Consider the following 20,950-nt stretch of genomic DNA (forward strand, 5'->3'; position numbering starts at 1 on the left):
GGATCGCACGATGTCACAGAAGGTGCTGCACGGGGTCCGGGCAGAGATCGGCAACCTCTCCGCCGTTCGCCATGTCGGTCGGATCGAGGCGGTGGAACCCGAGGTCCTGCGCGTCACCGGCCTGGGCCGCTACGCGCGCCTGGGCGATATCCTGAAGGTGTTGCGCAGCGACGGAGGCGTGCTGCACGGGGAGGTCGTGCGCCTGGACCGCGAAGCGCTGACGGTCATGCCCGACGACCGCACCGAGGGGGTTTCGCTGGGCGACCGTGTGGTGCTGCGCGGACCGCTGCGAATCGCCCCCGACGACAGCTGGATCGGTCGGGTGATCGACCCCCATGGGCAGCCGCTGGACGGTCGCCCCATCCTCCCCGGGCGCCAGGCGCGCGGCTTGCAGGGGGATCCGCCGCCGCCCGCCGATCGGCGCGCCCTGGGGGATCGGCTGGAGACCGGAACGACAATCCTCAATACTCTCCTGCCCGTGGTTGAAGGGCAGCGCGTCGGCCTGTTTGCCGGCTCCGGCGTGGGCAAGTCGCGCCTGATGGGCCACCTGGCCAAGCGCATGCAGGCTGACGTGGCGGTGATCGCGCTGGTCGGGGAACGCGGGCGCGAGCTACGTGAGTTCACCGACAAGGTCCTGGGGCCCGAGGGGATGAAGCGCGCCGTGGTCGTCGCCGCCACCTCCGACCGTTCGGCGCTGGTGCGGCGGCGCTGCGCCTGGACGGCCATGGCCGTGGCGGAACACTTCCGCGATCAGGGCAAGCATGTGCTGCTTCTGGCCGATTCCATCACCCGTTTCGCCGAGGCGCACCGGGAGGTTGCCGTCGCGGGGGGGGAGCTGCCGGCCCTGCGCGGCTATCCCCCCTCGACCGCCTACCAGATCATGCAGCTGTGCGAGCGGGCCGGCCCCGGCGTGGTCGACAGCGGCACGATCACCGCTGTCTTGTCGGTGCTGGTCGCGGGCTCCGACATGGAGGAGCCGGTGGCCGATATTCTTCGGGGTGTTCTGGACGGTCATATCGTCATGGATCGCCAGATCGCCGAACGTGGCCGCTACCCGGCCATCGATCTGCTACGCTCGGTCTCCCGGTCTCTGCCCGAGGCCGCGACAGCGGAGGAAAACGCCCTGATCGCCGAGGCGCGCCACCTTCTATCGGCCTATGCCCGGTCCGAGATGATGGTCCAGGCCGGCCTCTATGTGCCTGGAAGCGATGCGGTTCTCGACCAGGCAATCCGCGCTTGGCCAGACCTCGATGCTTTCCTGGCGGAGGAAGAGGAGAACGGGATCCCCGGGTCCTTCAATCGGTTGCAATTGATCCTGCGCCGGTCAGCCGCCGGGCCGTCACGAGGGCCGGCGCAGAAAATGCGACCTCAGGGGCGGACCGATGCGGAGACGCCGAACCGGGTGCCGCGCACCGACTGAAGGGGTTCTGAACCGTCGGGAATGGGTCGCCTGTCACCACACCCTCCCGCGGGCCAGGTCCATCAGCCCTGGCGCAGGCTCTTCATGAAGGAAAGGCTGCCTGCGAGAAGGGTCTGGGCGATCATACCGGGGGTCGTCGTCTGAATGTCGGCCACCTGAGCCCGGAGCAGGTAAGTGCGCACCAGTTTGTCGCGGTTCTCCTGTTCGGCGAAAGCCCGGGGGTCATCGGTCCCGATCAACTTCTCGGCCCGGTCGCGGAACACCTCCGCCTGCTGGTCCAGGTCGATCTGGCCGAAACTGCCGGGCAGGCCGAAGGCGGTTTCGAAAACCTTGCGAAGGGGCTGGTTGCCCATGATGCGGAACCACTGTGTATCCACCGAGGCGGTGCTGTCCGACAGCTCCTCCAGGACACGATCCGCATTCAGCGCCAGGCGCATGCTTTCATCCTGTTCGCCCACGGCGACCTCGAACTCCTGGCGGCGGAACTTCTCTGCGATTTCGGCCCCGAAGGTCGAGATTTTTGTCTGTGGCGTGCCACGATCAAACAGGAAGGCATCGGAGAGCTCCTTGTAGCGGTCGTCGGAGAGCTTGTTTGCCAGTGATTTCTCGTCCAGCGTCCCCTCCTCCAGCAGCTTGCGGATGAAGAAACGATTGTCGATGTCGTCCTGCAGCCCGAAGGCCCCCAGCGCCACGCGCAACAGTCGGCGATCCTTGACCAGCTCCTCCGCGGTGGAAATCTTGCCGATATTCGCCTCGAAATACTCCGTATCCCGGGTCATCAGCGGCGACTTGTCGAAGGTCTGACGCTGACTTTCGTAGGTCCGTTCCAGGAAGGCGAAACCGGCATAGCCGGCGAAGGGGACAACAGGGGTGAACATCAGTTTGGCCTCGCGTTCAGCAACCGTTCCTCCCGGGGCAGAAGACTGCGCAGGGCCTTCAGGCATTGGTAATACTGACCCTCCAGCACCGCATCAGTGGCATTGCCCAACAAGCTGCGACTGTCGGGGTCGGTCAGGATCTGACTCAGCTCCTCAATCCGGCGCAGCAGCGGCAGGCGGGTGTCTTCGGCGCTGGCGTCGCCGGTCAGCACCAGCTGCGCGGCATAGCAGACGCGGCGTACGGGTGTCGTGGCCTCCTCCGGGTGGATCGCATCGCGGAGGCGCAGAATATTCACGTTGGGAGTAACGATATTCAGGCGCGACCGACGGTCGCCATTCTCGATCACCGCACCGTTGATCAGCACCCGCTCCTTCGGGGAGAGTTTCAGGACCAGCCCGCTCATGCGCCCGGTCCCCCGGCGCGCAGCCCGCGCATGATGGCGGTGTTGACCTCGATCAGTGGTTTCAGATCGCCCTTGTCGTTCAGCACCTTGCGGCTGTGAGCAAAGGTGAATTCTGCCAGGTAGAATATGCGGGCGCGCAGCTCCTTCGGGAGGGTGTTGCCCTCCCCGGCCACATCGGCGGCCAGAATCGTCCAGAGCTGACGATTGTCCTGCACGGCACGGGCAATTTCGGGAAAACCGCTGCGGCGGTCGCGACGGGCGGCGGCGACGAGCCGGCGGGTGATGCGCGCGAAGACCTCGTACTCGACGCCGCGCGGGGTTCGCGTTGGCGTCGAGGCCTGCCCGTAGGCGCGCAAGGCTTGGGAATGTGCGGTCACGGCGGAACCTTCCAGTCAGGATACGGATGTCACGGAGGGAACCGGGGGCGCCTGTGCGCCCCCGGTCATCTCAGGCCTCCGCTTACTGGAAGAGCGACAGCAGAGTCTGCGGCGCCTGGTTGGCGATCGACATCGCCTGCACCGCCAGCTGTTGCTGCACCTGAAGGGCCTGCAGGCGCGCCGACGCTTCTTCCATGTTGGCGTCCACCAGGGTGCCGATGCCCGACTTCAGGTTGTCGACCAGGGTCGAGATGAAGTCCGACTGGGTCTCGATCCGGCCCTGCACGGAACCGAAGGAGGCCGCGGCGTCGATCGAGGTTTGGATCATGCCCTCGATGTCGGCCAGGGCATTCTCGACACCCGTGTCGGTGGTCACGTCGATATTGGCCACTTCTTCCAGGCCGCCACCGATAGTCGTGTCCGCCGCGGCGTATTCGGTGACCGCGACAGAGATGTTATCGCCGGTGACGCTGGAACCGGTGAAGGTGATCACGCCGGTGGTGGCGTTGAAGGTCGCGGCGACCGTCGAACGGTCATCGCCCATGGCTTCGGCAGCGTACTTGTTGAACGCCTTCACCAAGCCTTCGCCCACGTCGGTGATCGTGTCCCCATCCCGCGCGACATACTTGATGTCGTTGGCGTCCGAGGTGTTCACACCGGTGGCGAAGTTGCCCGCACCGGCGCTGAGCGCGATCGAGAAGCCGGCCCCGGCCGAGACATCGTCGATGGTCACGGTGGTGGTCGGAGGCGTACCGGCGGCCGTCAGCGCCGTGGCAGTCGAATCGGCCGCACCGGTTAGGTTGTTGCTGGCCGCGGCAATGGCGGTGCCACTGACGGAGGAGGCCTCGGTGCCGAGGTCCTCCTTGGTCACTGCGATCTGGCCGACGGTCACGCCCGAGGAGGAGCGATCAAGCGACCCCAGCACGTTGACGGTGCCGGAGCCGGCCTCGGCCTCCTTGTTCGACAGCAGGTTCAGGCCGTTGAACTGCGCCGCCGAAACGGTGGCGCCGATCGAGTCGGCCAGGGCGTCGATGTCGGCCTGGATCTTGTCGCGGTCAACGTTCTCCTCCTGGGCCGCGACGATCTTTTCCTTCATCTGGGTCAGAAGGTCGTTCACGGTTTCCGAAGCGGAGCGGGCAACGGCGACGGTGGATTCCCCCAGGCCCAGAGATTCGGAGATCCCCTTGAAGCCCGCCACATCGGATTCCATCACCTTGGAGATGGCCCAGACGGCCGAGTTGTCCTTGGCGTTGGCCACCTTCTTGCCGGTGGAGATGTTCCCCTGCACCTGGGTCAGGTTCTTGTTCACATTGCTCAGGGTCTGCAGCGCGACCATGGCGCTGGTGTTCGTCAGAATGCTGGACATGCGGTGTTCCTTTGGTCGTTGGGCGCTTTACGCCCGTTACACATCCCGCCCCCCACGGGACGGATCGAATGTCATTCTGACGGGTGCAGGCACGCGGAACTTCGCGAGGTTGATCCCGATCACGGAGGTGCCACAATCAGCCGCCTGCCGATCAAGGGATCCCGCTCGCGGTTTCCCTGCCTGCGCCATCCCGAAGGATGCGAGGGGCAGAATGCGCGTCATTCCCTAACGCTTCCCTAACTGCGGCTCGGACCGTTTCGGGCATTTGAGACAAAACGAGGGGACTTTCCCGGACCTCCCGTGGCGGACGGCCCGCCGGGGCGCGCCATCCCTTGGCCGAAACAGGCTCAAGCGCGCTTTTCCAGTTTGTTGTCATGCTGTTGCAGCAGAGCGGACTTGCGCCCGGTCCGGTCGTAGGTCTCCAGCGTGTTGCGGATTTTTCGCAGGGTAGAAAACCGGTTCGCCACGGTTCGGATCCCCCGCAGTGCCCCGTCCAGAAGGGCCTGATTGCGCTGCGCCTTGCCGCGCAACGGCTGCAACCGCTCCGGCGTCATGTCATTGAGCGCGTTCAACTGGTCGATCAGCGTCTCCTTCGCCTCTAGCAGGCCGGGCAGCGCCTCCAACCGGCCCGCGGTCAGCACCGCGCGCTCCTGGTCCAGCAGCGCGTCCAGTTCGTCGATCAGCGCTTGATGCGGATCATGGGTCATCGGGTCGTCTCCTTCGTCAGGGAATCGTAGAGGGTTTTTGCCAGGCCGATACCACCGGCCTCGACCATCGCGCGGGCCTGTTCCTCGCGTAGGAACGAGGCGAACTGATCCTCCCCCGCGCCGCCGCCGAACTGTTCGGGCGTGCGGCCCAGACCGGCAGATTTCAGCATCTCGGTCAGGAAGCCCGTTTCCAGATCGCGGGCGGCCCGCCACAGCGGGCCGTCGCGCGGCGCCGCACCCGGGGGTCCGGGCAACGATTCGGAGGACGGCGTGAAACGCGAGGCGGGAGACGGCAGGGGGGACGGTCTGCCCACAAAGGGCAGAACGGACAGGGGGTCGGGCATCACGACATCCTCCAATTTGATCGAGTTTCCCCGAAAATGGTCCTGCACCGGTAAAGATGCGGTAACCGGAGTTGAGACAGGATGGGGACACGGAAGAAATCCGGAGGTTGCCATGACCATTTCCTCTCTGCCCCCCGCGCTCCTGCCAGCGCCCTCCACTCGCGGCGCGGCCGTTGACGGTGCCAGCACCGCGCGTGATGCGCGCCCCGATGACGAAGGGGGGTTCGACGCGGTCTTTGCCGAGGCCGGCGCCCCTCGCGACAAGGAGCAGCAGCCTGATGCGCGAAGCGGTACCGGGTCGGATGGAGGGGCAGACCCGAATTCCCCTGCGGAGAGGGACAGGACCAAGGCCGAGGACGGGATCCACCCTGACAGCGCGGCGAAACCGGATGCCGCGCCGGAGTCGTCGCCACCCACCGACGGCCCCGCCGAAGCCGATGCCCCCACGGCCCCGGAAGATCGCCGCAACTCGTTCACCCTCAGTCCGGCAAATGGCATGGGCATGGCGGACACGCCACGCGCCCCGTTGCCCGAGGTCCGGACCGCCAGGACCGCGCCCGCGCCGGGCCGGTCCGTCACGCCCTCGTCCACACGCGCCGAGCGGACCACAGCCAAAGAAGACGGCGCAGGCGCTTCCCCCACATCCGCGTCCGCATCGCAGCGCGATGGCGCCACCGGTCCCGGCGGGCTGGTGCCGCGTAGCAGCAAGGTCACCGCCACGGGGGTGGACGGCGCTCCTACGGCCCCCCACAGCCGCCCCGATCCCGCAACCGCGGTCGGGCGGCCCTCCAGCCCCGGCACGACCGGCCCGGCACAGGGCCCCTCCCGATGGCCACCGGCAGCCATCACCCGCACCGGCTCGTCTGAACCAGGCCAGGCATCACCGGCGGGACGCCTCCCCGCACCTTCCGCAGCGACAGACCAGACCCAGGACGCCTCCGCGACGTCCCGGCCCGCGAAACCGCCACGAGGGGAGTCCCAGATGAGCGACGCCCCCCCCTCCGCGAGTCCGCGTCCCGCGGTGGCCGCGCGGGCGACCGTGTCGACCGGGCCGACCATAGGCAAACCGAGCGGGACGGGAGGGGACGCGGGTTCCCCGACCCTGTCCCCGCCTCTGGGGCGCACATTCACCCCGCCGAACCCCGCAAGGCCCGAACCGCCAGATAGGTTGCGTCGCCCGTCGCCCCGATCCGCGACAGAGATGGCTCACCCGCAGCCAGCGCCCGCTGTGCGGGCCGCCGCGGACGACGTCCCGCCGGATAGCCATATGTCCTTCCGCGGGGCGCGATCGGACAGCAGCCAACGCGCCCCGGAAGCCTTTGCGCAACGCTCCGAACCCAACCTGGACGCGCGGAGGCCAGCCGCCCCCCCGGCGGCGCCCCGTTTCTTCGGCGCGTCCGAGGGGGCGCCGGATCGCCTGATGCAGGGTCTCTCGTGCAGGGCATCAGCCAGGCTGTCTGCCGCGCCGGCGCCCACAACGCCCTCCGCCCCGGCAACGCCGGCGCAACCGGGCCAACCCGCACCGGATATGACCCTGTTGGCCACCGCCCAGCCCACACCAAAGCCCGAGACGAGCGCGCCTATGCCCAGGGGGGAGCGCCCCCTGATCGCGCAGGCCCGGACGCCGTTGCCCGCTCCAACGCCGCCTGTCGGGTCCGTCCCGATGACAGGCACCGACACCATGCCCTCCTCGCCCGAAAGGACGACGCCCGTGCCGCCGGCTCAACCGCCGCGCGCCCGCGCAGACGCACCACCAACACCGCCCGCCGCCGAGACACAGCCGCAAGTCACGCGGCCAGCCCCTCCTGCCGAGGCCACATTGCCCCCTGCGCAGTCGGGCCCCATGGCAGCCGGCGGGCCATTCTCCAGCGCGCTGTTCCGTAGTCAGCGTCGGGTGCAAGCCGACACCGGGCACCGGTCGGTCCCCAATGCAGACCGTCCAGCGGCAGCGCCCGGCGCCACGCAAGAGGCACAGCCGATCTTCCAGCGTGTCAGCCCCGGGACGCGCCCCGGCGCCCCCGCGGCCGATCCGCTGCCTCGCGACCGACGCCCCCCGGAGACAGAGCTGCTCCGTGACGGGCGCCGCTTACCCGCGGCGGCGCATGCGCCCGTGGCACCCGCCGCGCAGCAGGTGGTCTCCACCGTGCGCCCCATGCCTCTGGCGGCCATGCCCCCGGCAACCGGGCAAGTTCCGCCAAGTGAACAGACGCTCGACGTCGACAGCCTGCCCGGGGAGAGCGACGGTCCGCTGCCCTCGGGGGAACTGCCTCAAACCGCCGGAGAAGCACTGCGCCTTTCCACCAGCGCCACCCGCCCGGACATGGCCCGCCCCCTGGCGCAACAGATCGCCCAGCAGATTGCCCAGGCTGCCGGTCGGGCCGCCCAGGCCCCGACAGAGGTGCGGCTGGATCCCGAGGAGCTGGGTCGCGTCACCCTGCGCCTCTCGACCGAGGATGGAGGCGTCACCCTGCATGTCACCGCCGAACGGGCGGAAACCTCGGACCTCATGCGCCGCCACATCTCGCTCCTGGAGGAGAGCTATCGCAGCCTCGGCTACGATCGCATCGAAATTGCCATCAACGGTCGTCAGGCCGGCGGTCATCCCGGCCAGGGCGGCCATGGCAATGGTCAGGAGACGCCTGCCGGCACCGGCGGAGCCCCCCTGACCCAGCCCGCGCCGGAGACCAGCACCGCCGCGCCCGCCGCCTCACCGGGATCAAGCGACCGGATCGACATCCGCCTCTGAGCCCGCCGCCCCTCCCCGGACCATCCGAAGGACCCAACATGGACAGTATCACCAGCGCCACCGCCGCCGCAGCCAACAGCGCCCGCGCCGCCACCACACCGGAAACCGCCACCGCCATTTCCTCCGATTTCGAGACCTTCCTGCAGATGCTTTCGACCCAGCTGCAGAACCAGGACCCGATGGATCCCGTGAAATCGGAGGATTTCGCGGTGCAGCTAGCCACCTTCTCCGGTGTCGAACAGCAAGTGCTGACCAACAACCTGCTGCAGGATCTCTCCTCACGGATGATCGCCTCTTCGATGTCCGACCTCGCCTCCTGGGTCGGGCTGGAGGCGCGCTCTGCCGCGCCGGCGGCCTGGTCCGGCACGCCGGTGGACGTGTCGATCAACCCTCTGGCCGCAGCCGACCGCACCGTTCTCGTGGTGCGCAATGCCAGCGGCAGTGAGGTATACCGCGCCACGGTTCCCGTTACCGCCGACACGGTCAGCTGGGACGGACGCAATGCCGCGGGCCAGGTCCTGCCCCATGGCAACTACACATTCGAGCTGGAGAATTACGCCGGAGACGATCTGCTGGCGACGGATCTGTTGGAAAGCTACGCGCTGGTCACCGAGGCGCGTATCATGGACGGACAGACCGTGCTGGTCACCGCGTCGGGCGAGCTGGTGCCGAGCGATCTGGTCACCGGACTGCGCCAGCCCGAAGACTAGGCCGCCCCCTCTGCCGCCCTTGCAGCCCCGCAGGTGACCCGCAACGGAGACGACACCGCGCGGGTACGCTACGACGCACCGCCTTGATCGGCCTAGCGTGGCAGGTCCTGCCCTTTGTGGGCACAGCCCGGCCGCCCCCTTGCCCCGCCCGGGCCGGGCGGCCTAGGACTGTCCGGACCTCTGCAAGGGATCTTCATGGCCCGCCCGCCCGACCTGCTCGAAGAGCTTCACGCCGATCTCACCGCCCGCCACCCGGCTCCGCCCCCCGACCGCTGGCAGCCCCTGGCCGGGGGGCGCAGCAACCTGTGCTGGCGTCTGCCCGGCAAGGGCCAGGACCGGGAAGAGGACCTCCGCACCGAGCAACCGAAGGGCCCGCCGCGTCGTCGCCCGACCGGAACGGCGGCCAAACAGCCAACCGACGCCACATCGGACAGCGCAAATGCAGGCGACAGGGTGCTGAAGCTCTATCGGCCTGATCGGACCAGCCCGCTGTTTCCAAATGATGCTGCGGCCGAAGCCGCCTGTCTTGCCGCGCTTGCGGGCTCCGGACCGGCCCTGGCCCCCAGGCTGCTGGATCACTGGCACGGCCCACTGGGGCCCTGCCTGCTCTACCGGCACCTGCCCGGCCCAACCTGGCGCGACGGACCCGAGGCGGTGGCCCGGTTGTTGCGGCAGCTGCACGCCCTGCCGGAGGACAGGCAACCGGCAGGGCTGCGCAGTCTGGAGACGACACCCCCGGCTCTGCGAGCCGCGATTATCCGTGACCTGCCCGCCACCCCCGCCAGTGACAGCCCCGAGCAGTCCCGGCTGCGGGCGGCATTGGCCGGGGTGGCGGACCCCAGCCCGCTGCCCGCCGCACGACAGGCCTGGCTGCACGGCGATCCGGTGCCCGGCAATATCATCATGACCCCGGCGGGCGCGCGTCTGATCGACTGGCAATGCCCGGCCCGGGGCGATCCCTGCCACGACCTGGCGCTGTTCCTGTCGCCGGCCATGGGGGTGCTCTACCTGGGCCGTACCCTGTCGAAGGCCGAGCATGCGGCCTTCCTGGCCGCCTACGCCGACCGGGCCGTCACCGACCGGCTGGCGGAGCTGGCTCCGCTGATGCACCTGCGGATCGCGGCCCATTGCCTGGCCCGGGCCGCAGAAGGATCGGCGCCCGATGCCCGGGCCGCCGAGGCGGAGCTGGCCGCCTTCGACGCGCTATCGCTGTAGCCACCGCCCCGGAAAAGAAACGGGGTCCGCCCCGACCTGGAACGGACCCCGCATATCTCGTTGCGCGGGCTCAGCTTAACCCAGACCCCACGAGCACCAGCACGGCCCCCAGAGCCAGGCCCCCGGCGCCCCAGCCCAGGCGCGACCAGAGCGAGGGGCGCTGCGGCTTCGGCGGCCCCTGCAACTGACGCGTCAGAACCTCGTCCACCAGGTCCGGCAGGCGGGGCCCGTAGCGGCCCAGCACCTTCACCGTGCGGCCCAGATCGGTCAGCATGGCGCGCGGGCCGATGCTTTTCTCGATGTATTCCTGCACGATGGGCTTGGCCGTATCCCAGATGTTGATCGACGGGTTGAGCGAGCGCGCCACCCCTTCGACCACCACCATGGTGCGTTGCAGCAAGATCAGCTCGGTCCGCGTTTCCATCCCGAAACGTTCCGTGACTTCAAAGAGATAGCTCAGCAGACGCCCCATCGAGATGCGCGTGGCATCCATGCCGAAGATCGGTTCGCCTACGGCGCGCAGAGCGCGGGCAAACTCATCCACGTCGCGGTCGGCAGGCACATAGCCGGCCTCGAAATGGACGCGGGCGACGCGGTGGTAATCGCGCTTGATGAAACCATAAAGGATCTCGGCATAGACCCGGCGGGTGTATTCGTCGATATGCCCCATGATGCCGAAATCATAGGCCAGCAGCGTGCCGTCGGCGGCCACCTTCAGGTTGCCGTGGTGCATGTCGCCGTGGAAGTAGCCGTCGCGCAGCGCGTGGTTCAGGAAGAGGGACAGCACCCGTTCGCCCAGCTCGGCGCGATTGATGCCGATGGCATCCATGGCGTCGGTGTCACCCAGGGGGATCCCTTCGACCCAGGACATGGTCATCACCCGGCGCCCCGAGTGGAACCAGTCCACCGCCGGCAGCTTGAAACCCGCGTCGCCCTCGGTATTGGCCGCGTATTCGCTGGCGGCGGCGGCCTCCAGGCGCAGGTCCAGCTCTGCCCGGACGACGCCGTCGAAATGCTCGATCACATCCGAGGGCCGCAGGCGGCGCGAAAACGGCGCCAGGGTCTCGATCATCCAGGCGGCGAAATAGAAGGCGTCCACGTCCTTGCGGAAAGCCTTCTCGATCCCCGGGCGCAGGATCTTCACGGCGACTTCCTGGCCGGTCTCAGCCAGACGCGCCTTGTGGACCTGGGCGATGGAGGCGGCAGCAATCGGTTCGCTGAACTCCGAGAAGAGCGCTGAGGCGGGATGGCCCAGCTCGGTCTCGACCGCCTGTATCGCCTCGTCGCGGCTGAAGGGCGGCAGCTTGTCCTGCAGGACGCGCAGCTGCTGCGCCAGGTCGGGGCCCACCACGTCGGGGCGGGTCGACAGGATCTGGCCGAACTTGATGTAGGCCGGGCCGAGCGCCGTCAGGGCGCCGGGCAGCGGCGGCTGGCTGGGATCACCCTTCAGACCGAGGAACTGGAACGGCCAGCCGATGACCCGGGCGGCCAGGCGCAGCAGCGGCGGCGCATCATAGGCATCCAGCAGCAGCTTCATCGCGCCCGAGCGTTCGAAGGTGGCGCCGGTGCGAACCAGGCGCCAGATGTTGTGGGGGCCGCGCATCGTTTACAGTTTCCAGCCGGAATGCAGGCAGGCGATGCCCATCGACAGGTTGCGATACTTCGCATTGTCGAAGCCCGCCGTACGCACCATCCCGAGGAAGGTTTCCTGGTCGGGGAAGCGGCGGATCGATTCCACGAGGTACTGATAGCTGTCGCGGTCGCCCGCGATCACCTGGCCCATGGGCGGGATCAGGTTGAAGGAATAGCGGTCATAGGCCCATTGCAGCGCGGGCGTCGGGATCTGGGAAAACTCCAGCACCATCAGGCGGCCGCCGGGTTTCAGCACCCGGTAGGCCTCGTTCAGGGCGTCCTGTGGGCGGGTGACGTTTCGGATGCCGAAGCTGATCGTGTAGACGTCGAAGGTGTTGTCGTCGAAGGGCAGCGCCATGGCGTCGCCCACCACCCAGTCCAGGCTCTCGGCCATCGACGCGGCCTCGGCCCGCTTGCGGCCCTCGACCAGCATCGGTTCGGTCAGGTCCAGCACCGTGGCGTGACCTGACCCCGCGCGAGACAGGAATTTGAACGAGATGTCGCCAGTGCCCCCCGCGACATCCAGCAGGCGCTGACCCGGACGCGGCGCCAGCCAGTCCATCATCGCATCTTTCCAGATGCGGTGGATGCCCAGGGACATCGCGTCATTCATCACGTCGTATTTCGAGGCGACCGAGCCGAAGATGCCCTGCACGCGGCCCGCCTTCTCGGATTCCGGGATCTCGGTGAAGCCGAAATGGGTGGTCTTTTCCATCGTCGCATCCTGCCTTATCTGTCTGTCTCTCCTTATAGGGCGAAGGGGGGCCGCTGCAATGCGACCCGCGCGCATGTGAGGACGGGGTCAGGGGGCCTTGCCCCCTCTTGAGCCCCGGGGCTCAATTCACCCCCGCAGATATTTGGACGGCCAAAAAATGGGAGGGCGCCATGCCCGAGTTGCCAGAGGTAGAGACGGTGCGGTCCGGACTGGCCCCCGCCATGGAAGGCGCGGTGATCGTGGCGGCCGCCGTCAATCGCCCCGACCTGCGCTGGCCCTTCCCCGAGAGGATGGCCGAACGGCTGACCGGGCAGAAGGTGCTGCAGCTGCGGCGGCGGTCGAAATACATCCTGGCGGACCTGGCCAGCGGCGAAAGCCTGCTGATCCATCTCGGCATGTCGGGGCGGATGACCGTATCGGGCGATCCGCTGGGCCGTTTCGTGCACGATCATCCGGCAGCGCAGAAACACGATCATGTCGTGCTGGACATGTCGAACGGGGCGCGCATCACCTTCAACGACCCGCGCCGTTTCGGGGCTATGGACCTGATGCCAACGATGGGCGCCGAGGCGCATCCGCTGCTGGCCGGGCTGGGGCCGGAACCACTGGGCAACCACTTCGACGGGGCCTATCTGGCGGCTCGGCTGAAACCGCGGCGCAGCCCGGTGAAAACCGCGCTGCTGGATCAGAAGGTCGTGGCGGGGCTGGGCAATATCTATGTCTGTGAAACCCTTTACCGGGCGGGCATCAGCCCGGCGCGACGCTGTAACAGGATCGCCACGGCGAAACTGGCGGACCTGGTGCCGATCATCCGCGAGGTGCTGACCGAGGCCATCGCCGCCGGCGGCTCCTCCCTGCGCGATTTTCGGCAAGCGGATGGCGAGCTGGGCTATTTCCAGCACAGCTTCGATGTCTACGGGCGCGAGGGGTTGCCTTGTCGTACCCCGGGCTGCACCGCCACGATTCGACGGCTGGTGCAATCGGGGCGCTCCAGCTTCTACTGCCCGCAATGCCAAAGATAGCTTGATCCACGGGGCCAACCTGATAGGGAATCGACCCTACATCTCAGCAACAGGGACACTCACCCCATGGCTTACGAGACGATCATCGTCGAGATCGAAGACCACATCGCGCTGGTGAAGCTGAACCGCCCGGACGCGATGAACGCGCTCAACGACGTGCTCCTGGGCGAGCTGGCCACCGCGCTGAAGGCGGCGCAGAAGGACCCGAAGGTCCGCTGCATCGTCGTGACCGGCACCGAGAAGTTCTTTGCCGCCGGCGCCGACATCAAGATGATGGCCGACAAGAGCTTCGTCGATGTCTACTCCGAGGACCTGTTCTCCGAGGCGACCGGCACCATCACCCGCGTGCGCAAGCCGATCATCGCGGCCGTGTCGGGCTATGCCCTGGGCGGCGGCTGTGAACTGGCCATGATGTGCGATTTTATCATCGCCGGCGACAACGCCAAGTTCGGCCAGCCGGAGATCAACCTCGGCGTCATGGCCGGCATCGGCGGCAGCCAGCGCCTGACCCGCGCCGTGGGCAAGGCCAAGGCCATGGACATGAACCTGACGGGCCGCTTCATGGATGCCGAAGAGGCGGAGCGCGCCGGGCTGGTCAGCCGCGTGGTGCCCTGCAAGAAGGTCCTGGAAACCGCCATGGCGGCGGCGGCCAAGATCGCCGAGAAAAGCATGATCTCGGTCATGGCGGTCAAGGAAGCGGTGAACCGCGCCGAAGAGACCACCCTGACCGAAGGCCTGCTGTTCGAGAAGCGTCTGTTCCACTCGATGTTCGCCACCGAGGACCAGAAGGAAGGCATGACCGCCTTCCTGGAAAAGCGCGAGCCGCAATTCCGCGACCGCTGAGGGCCTGCGCGGCCCGGCCCGTGACAAAAAAGCATCCCCCGGTCCGTGGCCGGGGGTTTTGCTTTGCCCCGGGCGTCCGATCACCCGGGCCCTAGGCGGCGCGGCGACAGGCGGTCTGCCAGGCCGCTGTCGTCCGTCTCCCCCAGGATCTGCGATGCGCCCAGCTCTGCCAGCGCAGGTGAGGTCTGGATCCCCGTCGCGCCCTGCCCGGCCATCCAGAAAAAACCCGGCCGGTCCTCCGCCCAGCCACAGACGGGCAGCCCGTCAGCCACGTAACAGCGCAGGCCGGCCCAGACCCGGCGCACCCGGGCCAGTTCGATGTCGAAACAGGCCGCGATCCGGTCGAGGCACAGGGTCACGTCCAGCTCATCGGGCTCCGCCGCGCAGCCGGGCACGACGGTTTCATCGACCGGAGAGGCCAGCAGGAGATCCCCCTCGGGCTTCAGGTAGAAGTGCAGATCCGCATCCACCACCATCGGCAGCTCCGACAGGTCGCGTCCGCCCGCCGCCTCCAGCTCCAGCACGGTGCGGCGGCAGCGGCGCAGGCCGATGGGCCGGGCCCCGGCCATCCGCGCGACCCGTTCGGCCCAGGCCCCCGCGGCGTTGACCAGCACCGGGGCGCGCATCGCGCCGACACCGCTGTCCACGCGCCAGGTGCCGTCCCGCCACCCCAGGGCGGAGACCGGCGCGGCGCAGAACAGGCGCCCGCCCCGCGCTTCCAGCCGCGTCTGGTGCAGGGCCATCATCAAAGGCACGTCCAGGTCCTGCGTGTGATCATCGCTGAGCGCGGCACAGGCGTAGCCCGGACGCAGCACCGGCAGCCGCTCCGCCAGGGCGCGCCCCTCCAGACGGTGCAACGGATGGGATCCGGCCAGGCGTACCTCGATCCGGTCCAGCAAGCGTTCCTGATCGGCGCGCGCGAGGATCAGCAGGCCGCGGGGGCGTGTCAGCGTCCGGCCCGCAAGCTCCTCATGTTCAGCCAGGAAGAAGGGGTCCGAGTCGGCCGCCAGCTGACGCAGCTCGGGCGCGCGGTGCAACTGGCGCAACAGGGAGACGGCACGCGCCGTCCCCTGACGGCCCGGCCGAAGCTCCCGCTCCAGCACGGCGACCTGCGCGCGCCCGGCAAGGGCGCTGGCCACGGACATCCCGACGATGCCCGCGCCGATGACGATCACATCGAACGTTTCGCTCATGTCCCGTTTTCCGCGGACCCCGAGCCCACCTGGGGATCCGACCCCGACAGCAACCCGCACAAGTGTTAATGAATGGTTAATTCGCCCCCGGGCGGCCTGCCTGGGCGGGATCCGCCTCGGCCCGGCCCGCTGTGCACGCGACAGGCCCCAGGGCTGTTGACTCCGCCCGCGCTTCGCCTTATTGCCCGGGCTTCAGAAAAGATCGCGCCTCTTCGCGGTCGCGTCTGCAGTGTCGTGAGGCCGCATTGTGCCGGAGAACGTGAGGGAAAACGCCCTCGCAGCCTGCCACGGGATTGTAGTCGTCTGGCAGGTTTTTTGTGTCGGCGCCCCGGGTGCCGTCGCGGATCCCTCCGGACCCCGGCGACGGCGCAGCGGCCCCGGACACAGAGAAAGAGACCAGCCCCATGGCCAATACGCCCCAGTCGAAGAAACGCGCCCGCCAGATCGAAACCCGCACCGAGGTGAACAAGGCGCGCCGTTCGCGCATCCGCACCTACCTGCGCAAGGTCGAAGAGGCGATCGCCTCCGGCGACAAGGAAAAGGCAGCTGCCGCCCTGCGCGCCGCCCAGCCTGAACTGATGCGCGGCGTCACCAAGGGCGTGTTCCACAAGAACACCGCGTCGCGCAAGGTTTCGCGCCTCGCCGCCCGCGTGAAGGCCCTGGGCTGAGCCCCGGACGCCCCCTGTTTCGGGTAAGCAATTGACGACAAAGGGCGCGGCTTCGGCCGCGCCTTTTTGTTGGGCGGAGCAAGTGACATTGGGGGCGCACGTTCAATCTGTGCTTGCGGCGGCATTGCGGCAACAGGGTCGCGATTCCTTTCCACAAGGGCCAGAGTCAAGCGCGTTGTGCTGTTGCGGCTGTCGCGCGGAAGTTGCTAGCTTCAGCCTTGCGAGTCACATCGCCTTGGGGGGGACATTGCGGTCCCGAACTAGGGTCTGCTGGCTGACAATGGTCCGGGACAAACGCTGCCCCGTGACGTCCCGATTGTCGGTCATGTCCAGGTCATAACGCCAGGCACGCCTGACGCTGCAAGAGCCTCTCTTGCGGCCCGGGATGCGTCCAGCATTGCCAGCCGGCACGATCGGCAACCGTTTCGTCTAGGCAACGAAACGGGCAGGCAGCCTTTCCCCCAAGGCACCAGGTGGCCGCCGCGCTTCGGACCGACCGGAGATGCGAGGATCGAGGTAAAGTGGGGTAATAGGACAAGATGGCGACGACGAGCTGGGGCGAGCTAAAGAAATCTCTGCGGGCATCCGTTAACGAACATAACTACACCAACTGGATCGCACCGCTCGAGCTGCTGTCGCTGCGCGAGGGTGTTGCGACCATGGCTGCGCCCTCGGGCTATGTCGGCACCTATGTGCAGCGTCACTTCGAGGACGAGATCCTGCGCGCACTGACCGCCATCGACCCCGCCGTGCGCCGCATCGATTTCACCGTCACGCCGCGCGCGCCCCGCGAAGAGGCCCCCGCCTCCGCCGTGGCGGAGAAGGCGACCGCCGCGTCCGGGACCGAGTCGCAGGCCCAGGCCGGGGCCGACACGCTGACCCCCGGCGTCAGCAGCGCCCCCCCCCGCAGCACCAGCCCCGACGCCCTGTCGATGCAGGACCGGATGCTGCAGCCCGCGCCGCTCGACCCGCACTACACCTTCGACAGCTTTGTCGTCGGCAAGCCGAACGAGCTGGCCCATGCCGCTGCCCGCCGGGTCGCCTCCGGTGGCGAGGTCGAGTTCAATCCGCTGTTCCTCTATGGCGGCGTGGGTCTGGGCAAGACCCACCTGATGCACGCCATCGCCCATGAGCTGAAGGCCTCCCAGCCGCACCTGAACGTGGTCTACCTGTCCGCCGAACAGTTCATGTACCGCTTCGTCCAGGCCCTGCGCGACAAGCGCATGATGGACTTCAAGTCGCTGTTCCGGACCGTCGATGTGCTGATGGTCGATGACGTTCAGTTCATCGCCGGCAAGGATTCGACCCAGGAAGAGTTCTTCCACACGTTCAACGCGCTGGTGGACCACAACAAGCAGATCATCATCTCGGGCGATTGCGCGCCCAACGAGATCAAGAACCTGCCGGTCCGCATTTCCTCGCGCCTGTCGTCGGGCCTGGTCGTCGATCTGCACCCGACCGACTATGAACTGCGCCTGGGCATCCTGCAGTCGAAGGTCGCCGCCTTCCGCCTGAAACACCCCGAGCTGGAGGTGGCCGACGGCGTGCTGGAATTCCTGGCGCACCGCATCTCGACCAACGTGCGGGTGCTGGAAGGCGCGCTGACGCGCCTCTTCGCCTTCGCCTCCCTCGTCGGTCGCGAGATCACGCTGGAACTGACCCAGGACTGCCTCAGCGACGTGCTGCGCGCATCGGAACGCAAGATCACCATCGAGGAGATCCAGCGCCGCGTGGCCGAGCATTACAACATCCGTCTGTCGGACATGATCGGCCCCAAGCGCGTGCGCAGCTTCGCCCGTCCGCGCCAGATCGCCATGTACCTGTGCAAGAAACTGACCTCGCGCTCGCTGCCCGAGATCGGCCGCCGCTTCGGCGGGCGCGACCACACCACCGTCATGCACGGGGTGAAGCGCATCGAGGAACTGATGAACCAGGACGCGCAGATCGCCGACGACCTGGAGCTGCTGCGCCGCGCGCTGGAGGCGTAAGCGCCGCCGCCCGGGCCAGCCACGGGCCGCCAGATTGTCCCATGAGAGGGTCGCGCATCGCGCGGCCCTTTCGCGTTTCAGCGATGCCGGCCAGGCATTGCCGCACAGCGGTCTTCGCAATCTCTTGTATAGACTTGGAAATCTCCCTGTGGTCCCAATAGCCATGGCCTCTGCCAGAAGGAGAATTTCCAATGAAGATTTCAGCCGCCGTCGCCCGCGACTTCAACGCCCCCCTCAGCATCGAAGAGGTGGAGCTGGACGAGATCCGCGATGACGAGATCCTGGTGCGCCTGGTGGCCACCGGCGTCTGCCACACCGATGCCGCCGTGATCGAGGGACTGATGGGCACCGAACTGCCTGTCGTGCTGGGCCATGAAGGCGCCGGCGTGGTCGAGAAGGTGGGCAGCGCCGTGACCAAGGTCGCCCCCGGCGATCATGTGGTGATGACCGTCGACAGCTGCGGCCACTGCCCGGCCTGCATGGAACACGACATCACCTATTGCCATAACTTCTTCCCGATGAACTTCGTGGCGCAGCGCCCCGACGGTACGCGCGGCATCTCGAAGGATGGTGAACGCATCGGCTCGATGTTCTTCGGCCAAAGCTCCTACGCGACCCATTCGGTCTGCCACGAGGCGAACTGCGTGAAGGTCACGAAGGATGTCGAACTGGAGAAGCTGGGCCCGCTGGGCTGCGGCATCCAGACCGGCGCGGGCACGGTGATGAACGCCCTGGCGGTCAAGCCGGGCAAGTCCATCGTGATCTTCGGCGCAGGTGGCGTGGGCCTTGCGGGCGTCATGGGCGCCGTGGTGCAGGGTGCGACGACCATCATCGTCGTGGACATGGTCGACAGCCGGCTGGAGCTGGCGAAGGAACTGGGCGCGACCCACACCTTCAACGCCAAGACCGATGATGTCAGCGAAGAGATCATGAAGCTGACGGGCTACGGCGTGAACTACGCCTTCGACACCACCGGCAATGCCAAGGTGATCCGCCAGGCCGTCGAACTGCTGGCGCCCAGGGGCACCTGCGCCATCGTCGGCGCGTCGTCCCCCGAGGCGGAGCTGGTGCTGAACGAGACCCACTTCATGTCCGGCGGCCGCCGCATGATGGGCGTGGTCGAAGGCGAGGCCAACCCCGACGTCTTCATCCCCACGATGATCGCGCTGTGGCAGCAGGGGCGATTCCCCTTCGACAAGCTGATCACCTTCTTCCCCTTCGAGGAGATCAACGAGGCCTTCGCCGCCTCCGCGCGCGGCGAGGCGATCAAGCCGGTCCTGCGTTTCTCCTGACAGGCGCGACCAGGGGGGCGAGGCGACTCGCCCCCGTTCCCGCCGTGACCGGGCATGCGGAGGATGATTCGCCTGGCCGGTCCGCCGCCGGAGCCGGGCCGCAGGCCAGGGTTATCCCCAGCCGGGCCGGGCGCATGACAGGCCCTGCGGGTTGCCGTGATGGCGCAGGGCGGAGTTTCCGCGCGCTCGCTGCTTGACCTCTTCCTTCCGAGGCCCGAAAACGGGAAAAACCGTTGTGCTGCTTGCAGAAACGGGTAGCTTATCGGTCCCGGGGCCTGCCCGGGCCAGGACAGGGAAAGAGGCCATGAAATTCAGCATCGAACGTGCCGCGCTTCTGAAGGCCGTCGCCCAGGCGCAATCCGTCGTCGAACGGCGCAACACCATTCCGATCCTGGCCAACGTGCTGATCGAGGCCGACGGCAACGACGTCATGTTCCGCGCCACCGATCTGGACATCGAGGTGGTCGACAAGGCCCCGGCCATGGTCGAACGCGGCGGGTCGACCACCGTGTCGGCCGTGACCCTGCACGAGATCGTGCGCAAGCTGCCCGACGGCGCCATGGTGACCCTGGCCGATGACGGCACCGCCGGACGGCTGTCGGTCGAGGCGGGCCGGTCCAGCTTCAACCTGGCGACGCTGCCGAAAGAGGACTTCCCGGTGATGGCCTCGTCGGAATACACCTCGAATTTCTCGGCCCCCGCGCCGACGCTGCGGCGGCTGTTCGACAAGTCGAAATTCGCCATCTCCACCGAGGAGACCCGCTATTATCTGAACGGCGTCTACATGCATGTGACCGACAGCGAGGAAGGCCGGGTGCTGCGCTGCGTCGCCACCGACGGCCACCGCCTGGCCCGCATCGATGCCGCCCTGCCCGAGGGCGCCGAGGAGATGCCCGGCGTGATCGTGCCCCGCAAGACCGTGGGCGAGCTGCGCAAGCTTCTGGACGATGACGACATGGAAATCGCCGTTTCGGTGTCCGAGACCAAGGTGCGTTTCGCCACGCCGCAGATCACCCTGACGTCGAAGGTCATCGACGGCACCTTCCCCGACTATTCGCGGGTGATTCCCATGGGCAACACCCGCCGCCTGGAGGTGGACGCCTCAGAATTCGCCAAGGCCGTCGACCGGGTGGCCACCGTCAGCTCCGAACGCTCGCGCGCGGTAAAGCTGTCGCTGGATGAGGACCGGCTGATCCTGTCGGTCAATGCGCCCGACAGCGGCGCCGCCGAGGAAGAGCTGGCCGTGGCCTATGCCGATGAGCGGCTGGAGATCGGGTTCAACGCCAAGTACCTGCTGGAGATCGCCAGCCAGGTGGACCGCGAGAATGCCGTTTTCATGTTCAACTCCTCCGGCGATCCGACGCTGATGCGTGAGGGCAACGACACCTCCGCCGTCTATGTCGTCATGCCGATGCGTGTGTAACGCGACA

The 20,950-nt window shown here is 67.6% G+C and carries 19 protein-coding genes; 10 read left to right on the forward strand and 9 right to left on the reverse strand.

Features of this window, described 5'->3' with window-relative positions:
* Positions 1 to 10 precede the first annotated feature (10 nt).
* Positions 11 to 1,420 (forward strand): FliI/YscN family ATPase, encoded by a 1,410-nt coding sequence (locus CVM50_RS18440; protein WP_085888832.1) that lies wholly within the window; start codon positions 11 to 13, stop codon positions 1,418 to 1,420.
* Positions 1,421 to 1,482: 62 nt separating this feature from the next.
* Here CVM50_RS18440 and CVM50_RS18445 read toward each other — a convergent pair whose 3' ends face one another.
* The 6 genes from CVM50_RS18445 to CVM50_RS18470 form a co-directional block, all read right to left on the reverse strand.
* Positions 1,483 to 2,298 carry a DUF1217 domain-containing protein gene (locus tag CVM50_RS18445; RefSeq protein WP_085888833.1) on the reverse strand — a complete coding sequence of 272 codons (816 nt, stop codon included), beginning with the start codon at positions 2,296 to 2,298 and terminating at the stop codon, positions 1,483 to 1,485.
* Positions 2,298 to 2,702 carry a flagellar biosynthesis repressor FlbT gene (gene flbT, locus CVM50_RS18450; protein WP_085888834.1) on the reverse strand — a complete coding sequence of 135 codons (405 nt, stop codon included), beginning with the start codon at positions 2,700 to 2,702 and terminating at the stop codon, positions 2,298 to 2,300. The genes CVM50_RS18445 and flbT overlap by 1 nt, the downstream gene beginning before the upstream one ends.
* Entirely contained in the window at positions 2,699 to 3,079 is a 381-nt protein-coding gene (flaF, locus tag CVM50_RS18455; protein WP_085888835.1) for a flagellar biosynthesis regulator FlaF, read from the reverse strand. Before flaF ends, flbT begins: the two co-directional genes overlap by 4 nt.
* Positions 3,080 to 3,161: 82 nt before the next feature.
* Positions 3,162 to 4,445 carry a flagellin N-terminal helical domain-containing protein gene (locus tag CVM50_RS18460; protein ID WP_085888836.1) on the reverse strand — a complete coding sequence of 428 codons (1,284 nt, stop codon included), beginning with the start codon at positions 4,443 to 4,445 and terminating at the stop codon, positions 3,162 to 3,164.
* A gap of 347 nt (positions 4,446 to 4,792) precedes the next feature.
* Positions 4,793 to 5,152, reverse strand: a complete 360-nt coding sequence (locus CVM50_RS18465) for a hypothetical protein (RefSeq protein WP_085888837.1) — start codon at positions 5,150 to 5,152, stop codon at positions 4,793 to 4,795.
* Positions 5,149 to 5,496 carry a rod-binding protein gene (locus CVM50_RS18470; protein ID WP_085888838.1) on the reverse strand — a complete coding sequence of 116 codons (348 nt, stop codon included), beginning with the start codon at positions 5,494 to 5,496 and terminating at the stop codon, positions 5,149 to 5,151. The genes CVM50_RS18465 and CVM50_RS18470 overlap by 4 nt, the downstream gene beginning before the upstream one ends.
* 2,110 nt (positions 5,497 to 7,606) lie before the next feature.
* Here CVM50_RS18470 and fliK point away from each other — a divergent pair.
* The 3 genes from fliK (at position 7,607) to CVM50_RS18485 (ending at position 10,167) form a co-directional block, all read left to right on the forward strand.
* A complete protein-coding gene (gene fliK, locus CVM50_RS21520) occupies positions 7,607 to 8,242 on the forward strand; it encodes a flagellar hook-length control protein FliK (RefSeq protein WP_157792230.1) in 636 nt (211 codons plus the stop codon).
* 38 nt (positions 8,243 to 8,280) lie between these two features.
* A complete protein-coding gene (locus tag CVM50_RS18480; protein ID WP_085888840.1) occupies positions 8,281 to 8,952 on the forward strand; it encodes a flagellar hook capping FlgD N-terminal domain-containing protein in 672 nt (223 codons plus the stop codon).
* A 195-nt stretch (positions 8,953 to 9,147) separates the two neighbouring features.
* Positions 9,148 to 10,167 carry a phosphotransferase family protein gene (locus tag CVM50_RS18485; RefSeq protein WP_085888841.1) on the forward strand — a complete coding sequence of 340 codons (1,020 nt, stop codon included), beginning with the start codon at positions 9,148 to 9,150 and terminating at the stop codon, positions 10,165 to 10,167.
* Between the two features lie 70 nt (positions 10,168 to 10,237).
* Here CVM50_RS18485 and ubiB read toward each other — a convergent pair whose 3' ends face one another.
* Together ubiB and ubiE are read right to left on the reverse strand one after the other, a co-directional pair.
* Positions 10,238 to 11,770, reverse strand: a complete 1,533-nt coding sequence (gene ubiB, locus CVM50_RS18490; RefSeq protein ID WP_085888842.1) for a 2-polyprenylphenol 6-hydroxylase — start codon at positions 11,768 to 11,770, stop codon at positions 10,238 to 10,240.
* A gap of 3 nt (positions 11,771 to 11,773) precedes the next feature.
* On the reverse strand, positions 11,774 to 12,514 hold the full coding sequence (gene ubiE, locus CVM50_RS18495; protein WP_085888843.1) for a bifunctional demethylmenaquinone methyltransferase/2-methoxy-6-polyprenyl-1,4-benzoquinol methylase UbiE: 741 nt from the start codon (positions 12,512 to 12,514) through the stop codon (positions 11,774 to 11,776).
* A 170-nt stretch (positions 12,515 to 12,684) separates the two neighbouring features.
* Between ubiE and mutM the strand changes: the two genes are divergently transcribed.
* Together mutM and CVM50_RS18505 are read left to right on the forward strand one after the other, a co-directional pair.
* On the forward strand, positions 12,685 to 13,536 hold the full coding sequence (gene mutM / locus CVM50_RS18500; RefSeq protein WP_085888844.1) for a bifunctional DNA-formamidopyrimidine glycosylase/DNA-(apurinic or apyrimidinic site) lyase: 852 nt from the start codon (positions 12,685 to 12,687) through the stop codon (positions 13,534 to 13,536).
* Between the two features lie 66 nt (positions 13,537 to 13,602).
* The gene (locus CVM50_RS18505; protein ID WP_085888845.1) at positions 13,603 to 14,379 is read left to right on the forward strand and encodes an enoyl-CoA hydratase; all 777 of its coding nucleotides are present in this window, start codon (positions 13,603 to 13,605) and stop codon (positions 14,377 to 14,379) included.
* An 80-nt stretch (positions 14,380 to 14,459) separates the two neighbouring features.
* Here the strand turns inward: CVM50_RS18505 and CVM50_RS18510 are convergent, their stop codons facing one another.
* Entirely contained in the window at positions 14,460 to 15,572 is a 1,113-nt protein-coding gene (locus tag CVM50_RS18510; RefSeq protein WP_085888846.1) for an NAD(P)/FAD-dependent oxidoreductase, read from the reverse strand.
* 404 nt (positions 15,573 to 15,976) lie between these two features.
* Between CVM50_RS18510 and rpsT the strand changes: the two genes are divergently transcribed.
* From rpsT to dnaN, 4 genes are all read left to right on the forward strand, one after another.
* The gene (gene rpsT, locus CVM50_RS18515; protein ID WP_085888847.1) at positions 15,977 to 16,240 is read left to right on the forward strand and encodes a 30S ribosomal protein S20; all 264 of its coding nucleotides are present in this window, start codon (positions 15,977 to 15,979) and stop codon (positions 16,238 to 16,240) included.
* A 539-nt stretch (positions 16,241 to 16,779) separates the two neighbouring features.
* Complete coding sequence (gene dnaA, locus CVM50_RS18520; RefSeq protein ID WP_085888848.1) at positions 16,780 to 18,228, forward strand: chromosomal replication initiator protein DnaA; 1,449 nt, start codon at positions 16,780 to 16,782, stop codon at positions 18,226 to 18,228.
* Positions 18,229 to 18,419: 191 nt separating this feature from the next.
* Entirely contained in the window at positions 18,420 to 19,520 is a 1,101-nt protein-coding gene (locus CVM50_RS18525; RefSeq protein ID WP_085888849.1) for an NAD(P)-dependent alcohol dehydrogenase, read from the forward strand.
* A gap of 304 nt (positions 19,521 to 19,824) precedes the next feature.
* Positions 19,825 to 20,943, forward strand: coding sequence for a DNA polymerase III subunit beta (gene dnaN, locus CVM50_RS18530; protein ID WP_085888850.1), 1,119 nt, complete (start codon positions 19,825 to 19,827; stop codon positions 20,941 to 20,943).
* The last annotated feature ends 7 nt before the right edge of the window (positions 20,944 to 20,950 follow it).

Origin of the sequence: Pseudooceanicola marinus (assembly GCF_002786295.1) — a bacterium.
In the GTDB taxonomy this organism is placed as follows: domain Bacteria; phylum Pseudomonadota; class Alphaproteobacteria; order Rhodobacterales; family Rhodobacteraceae; genus Pseudooceanicola; species Pseudooceanicola marinus.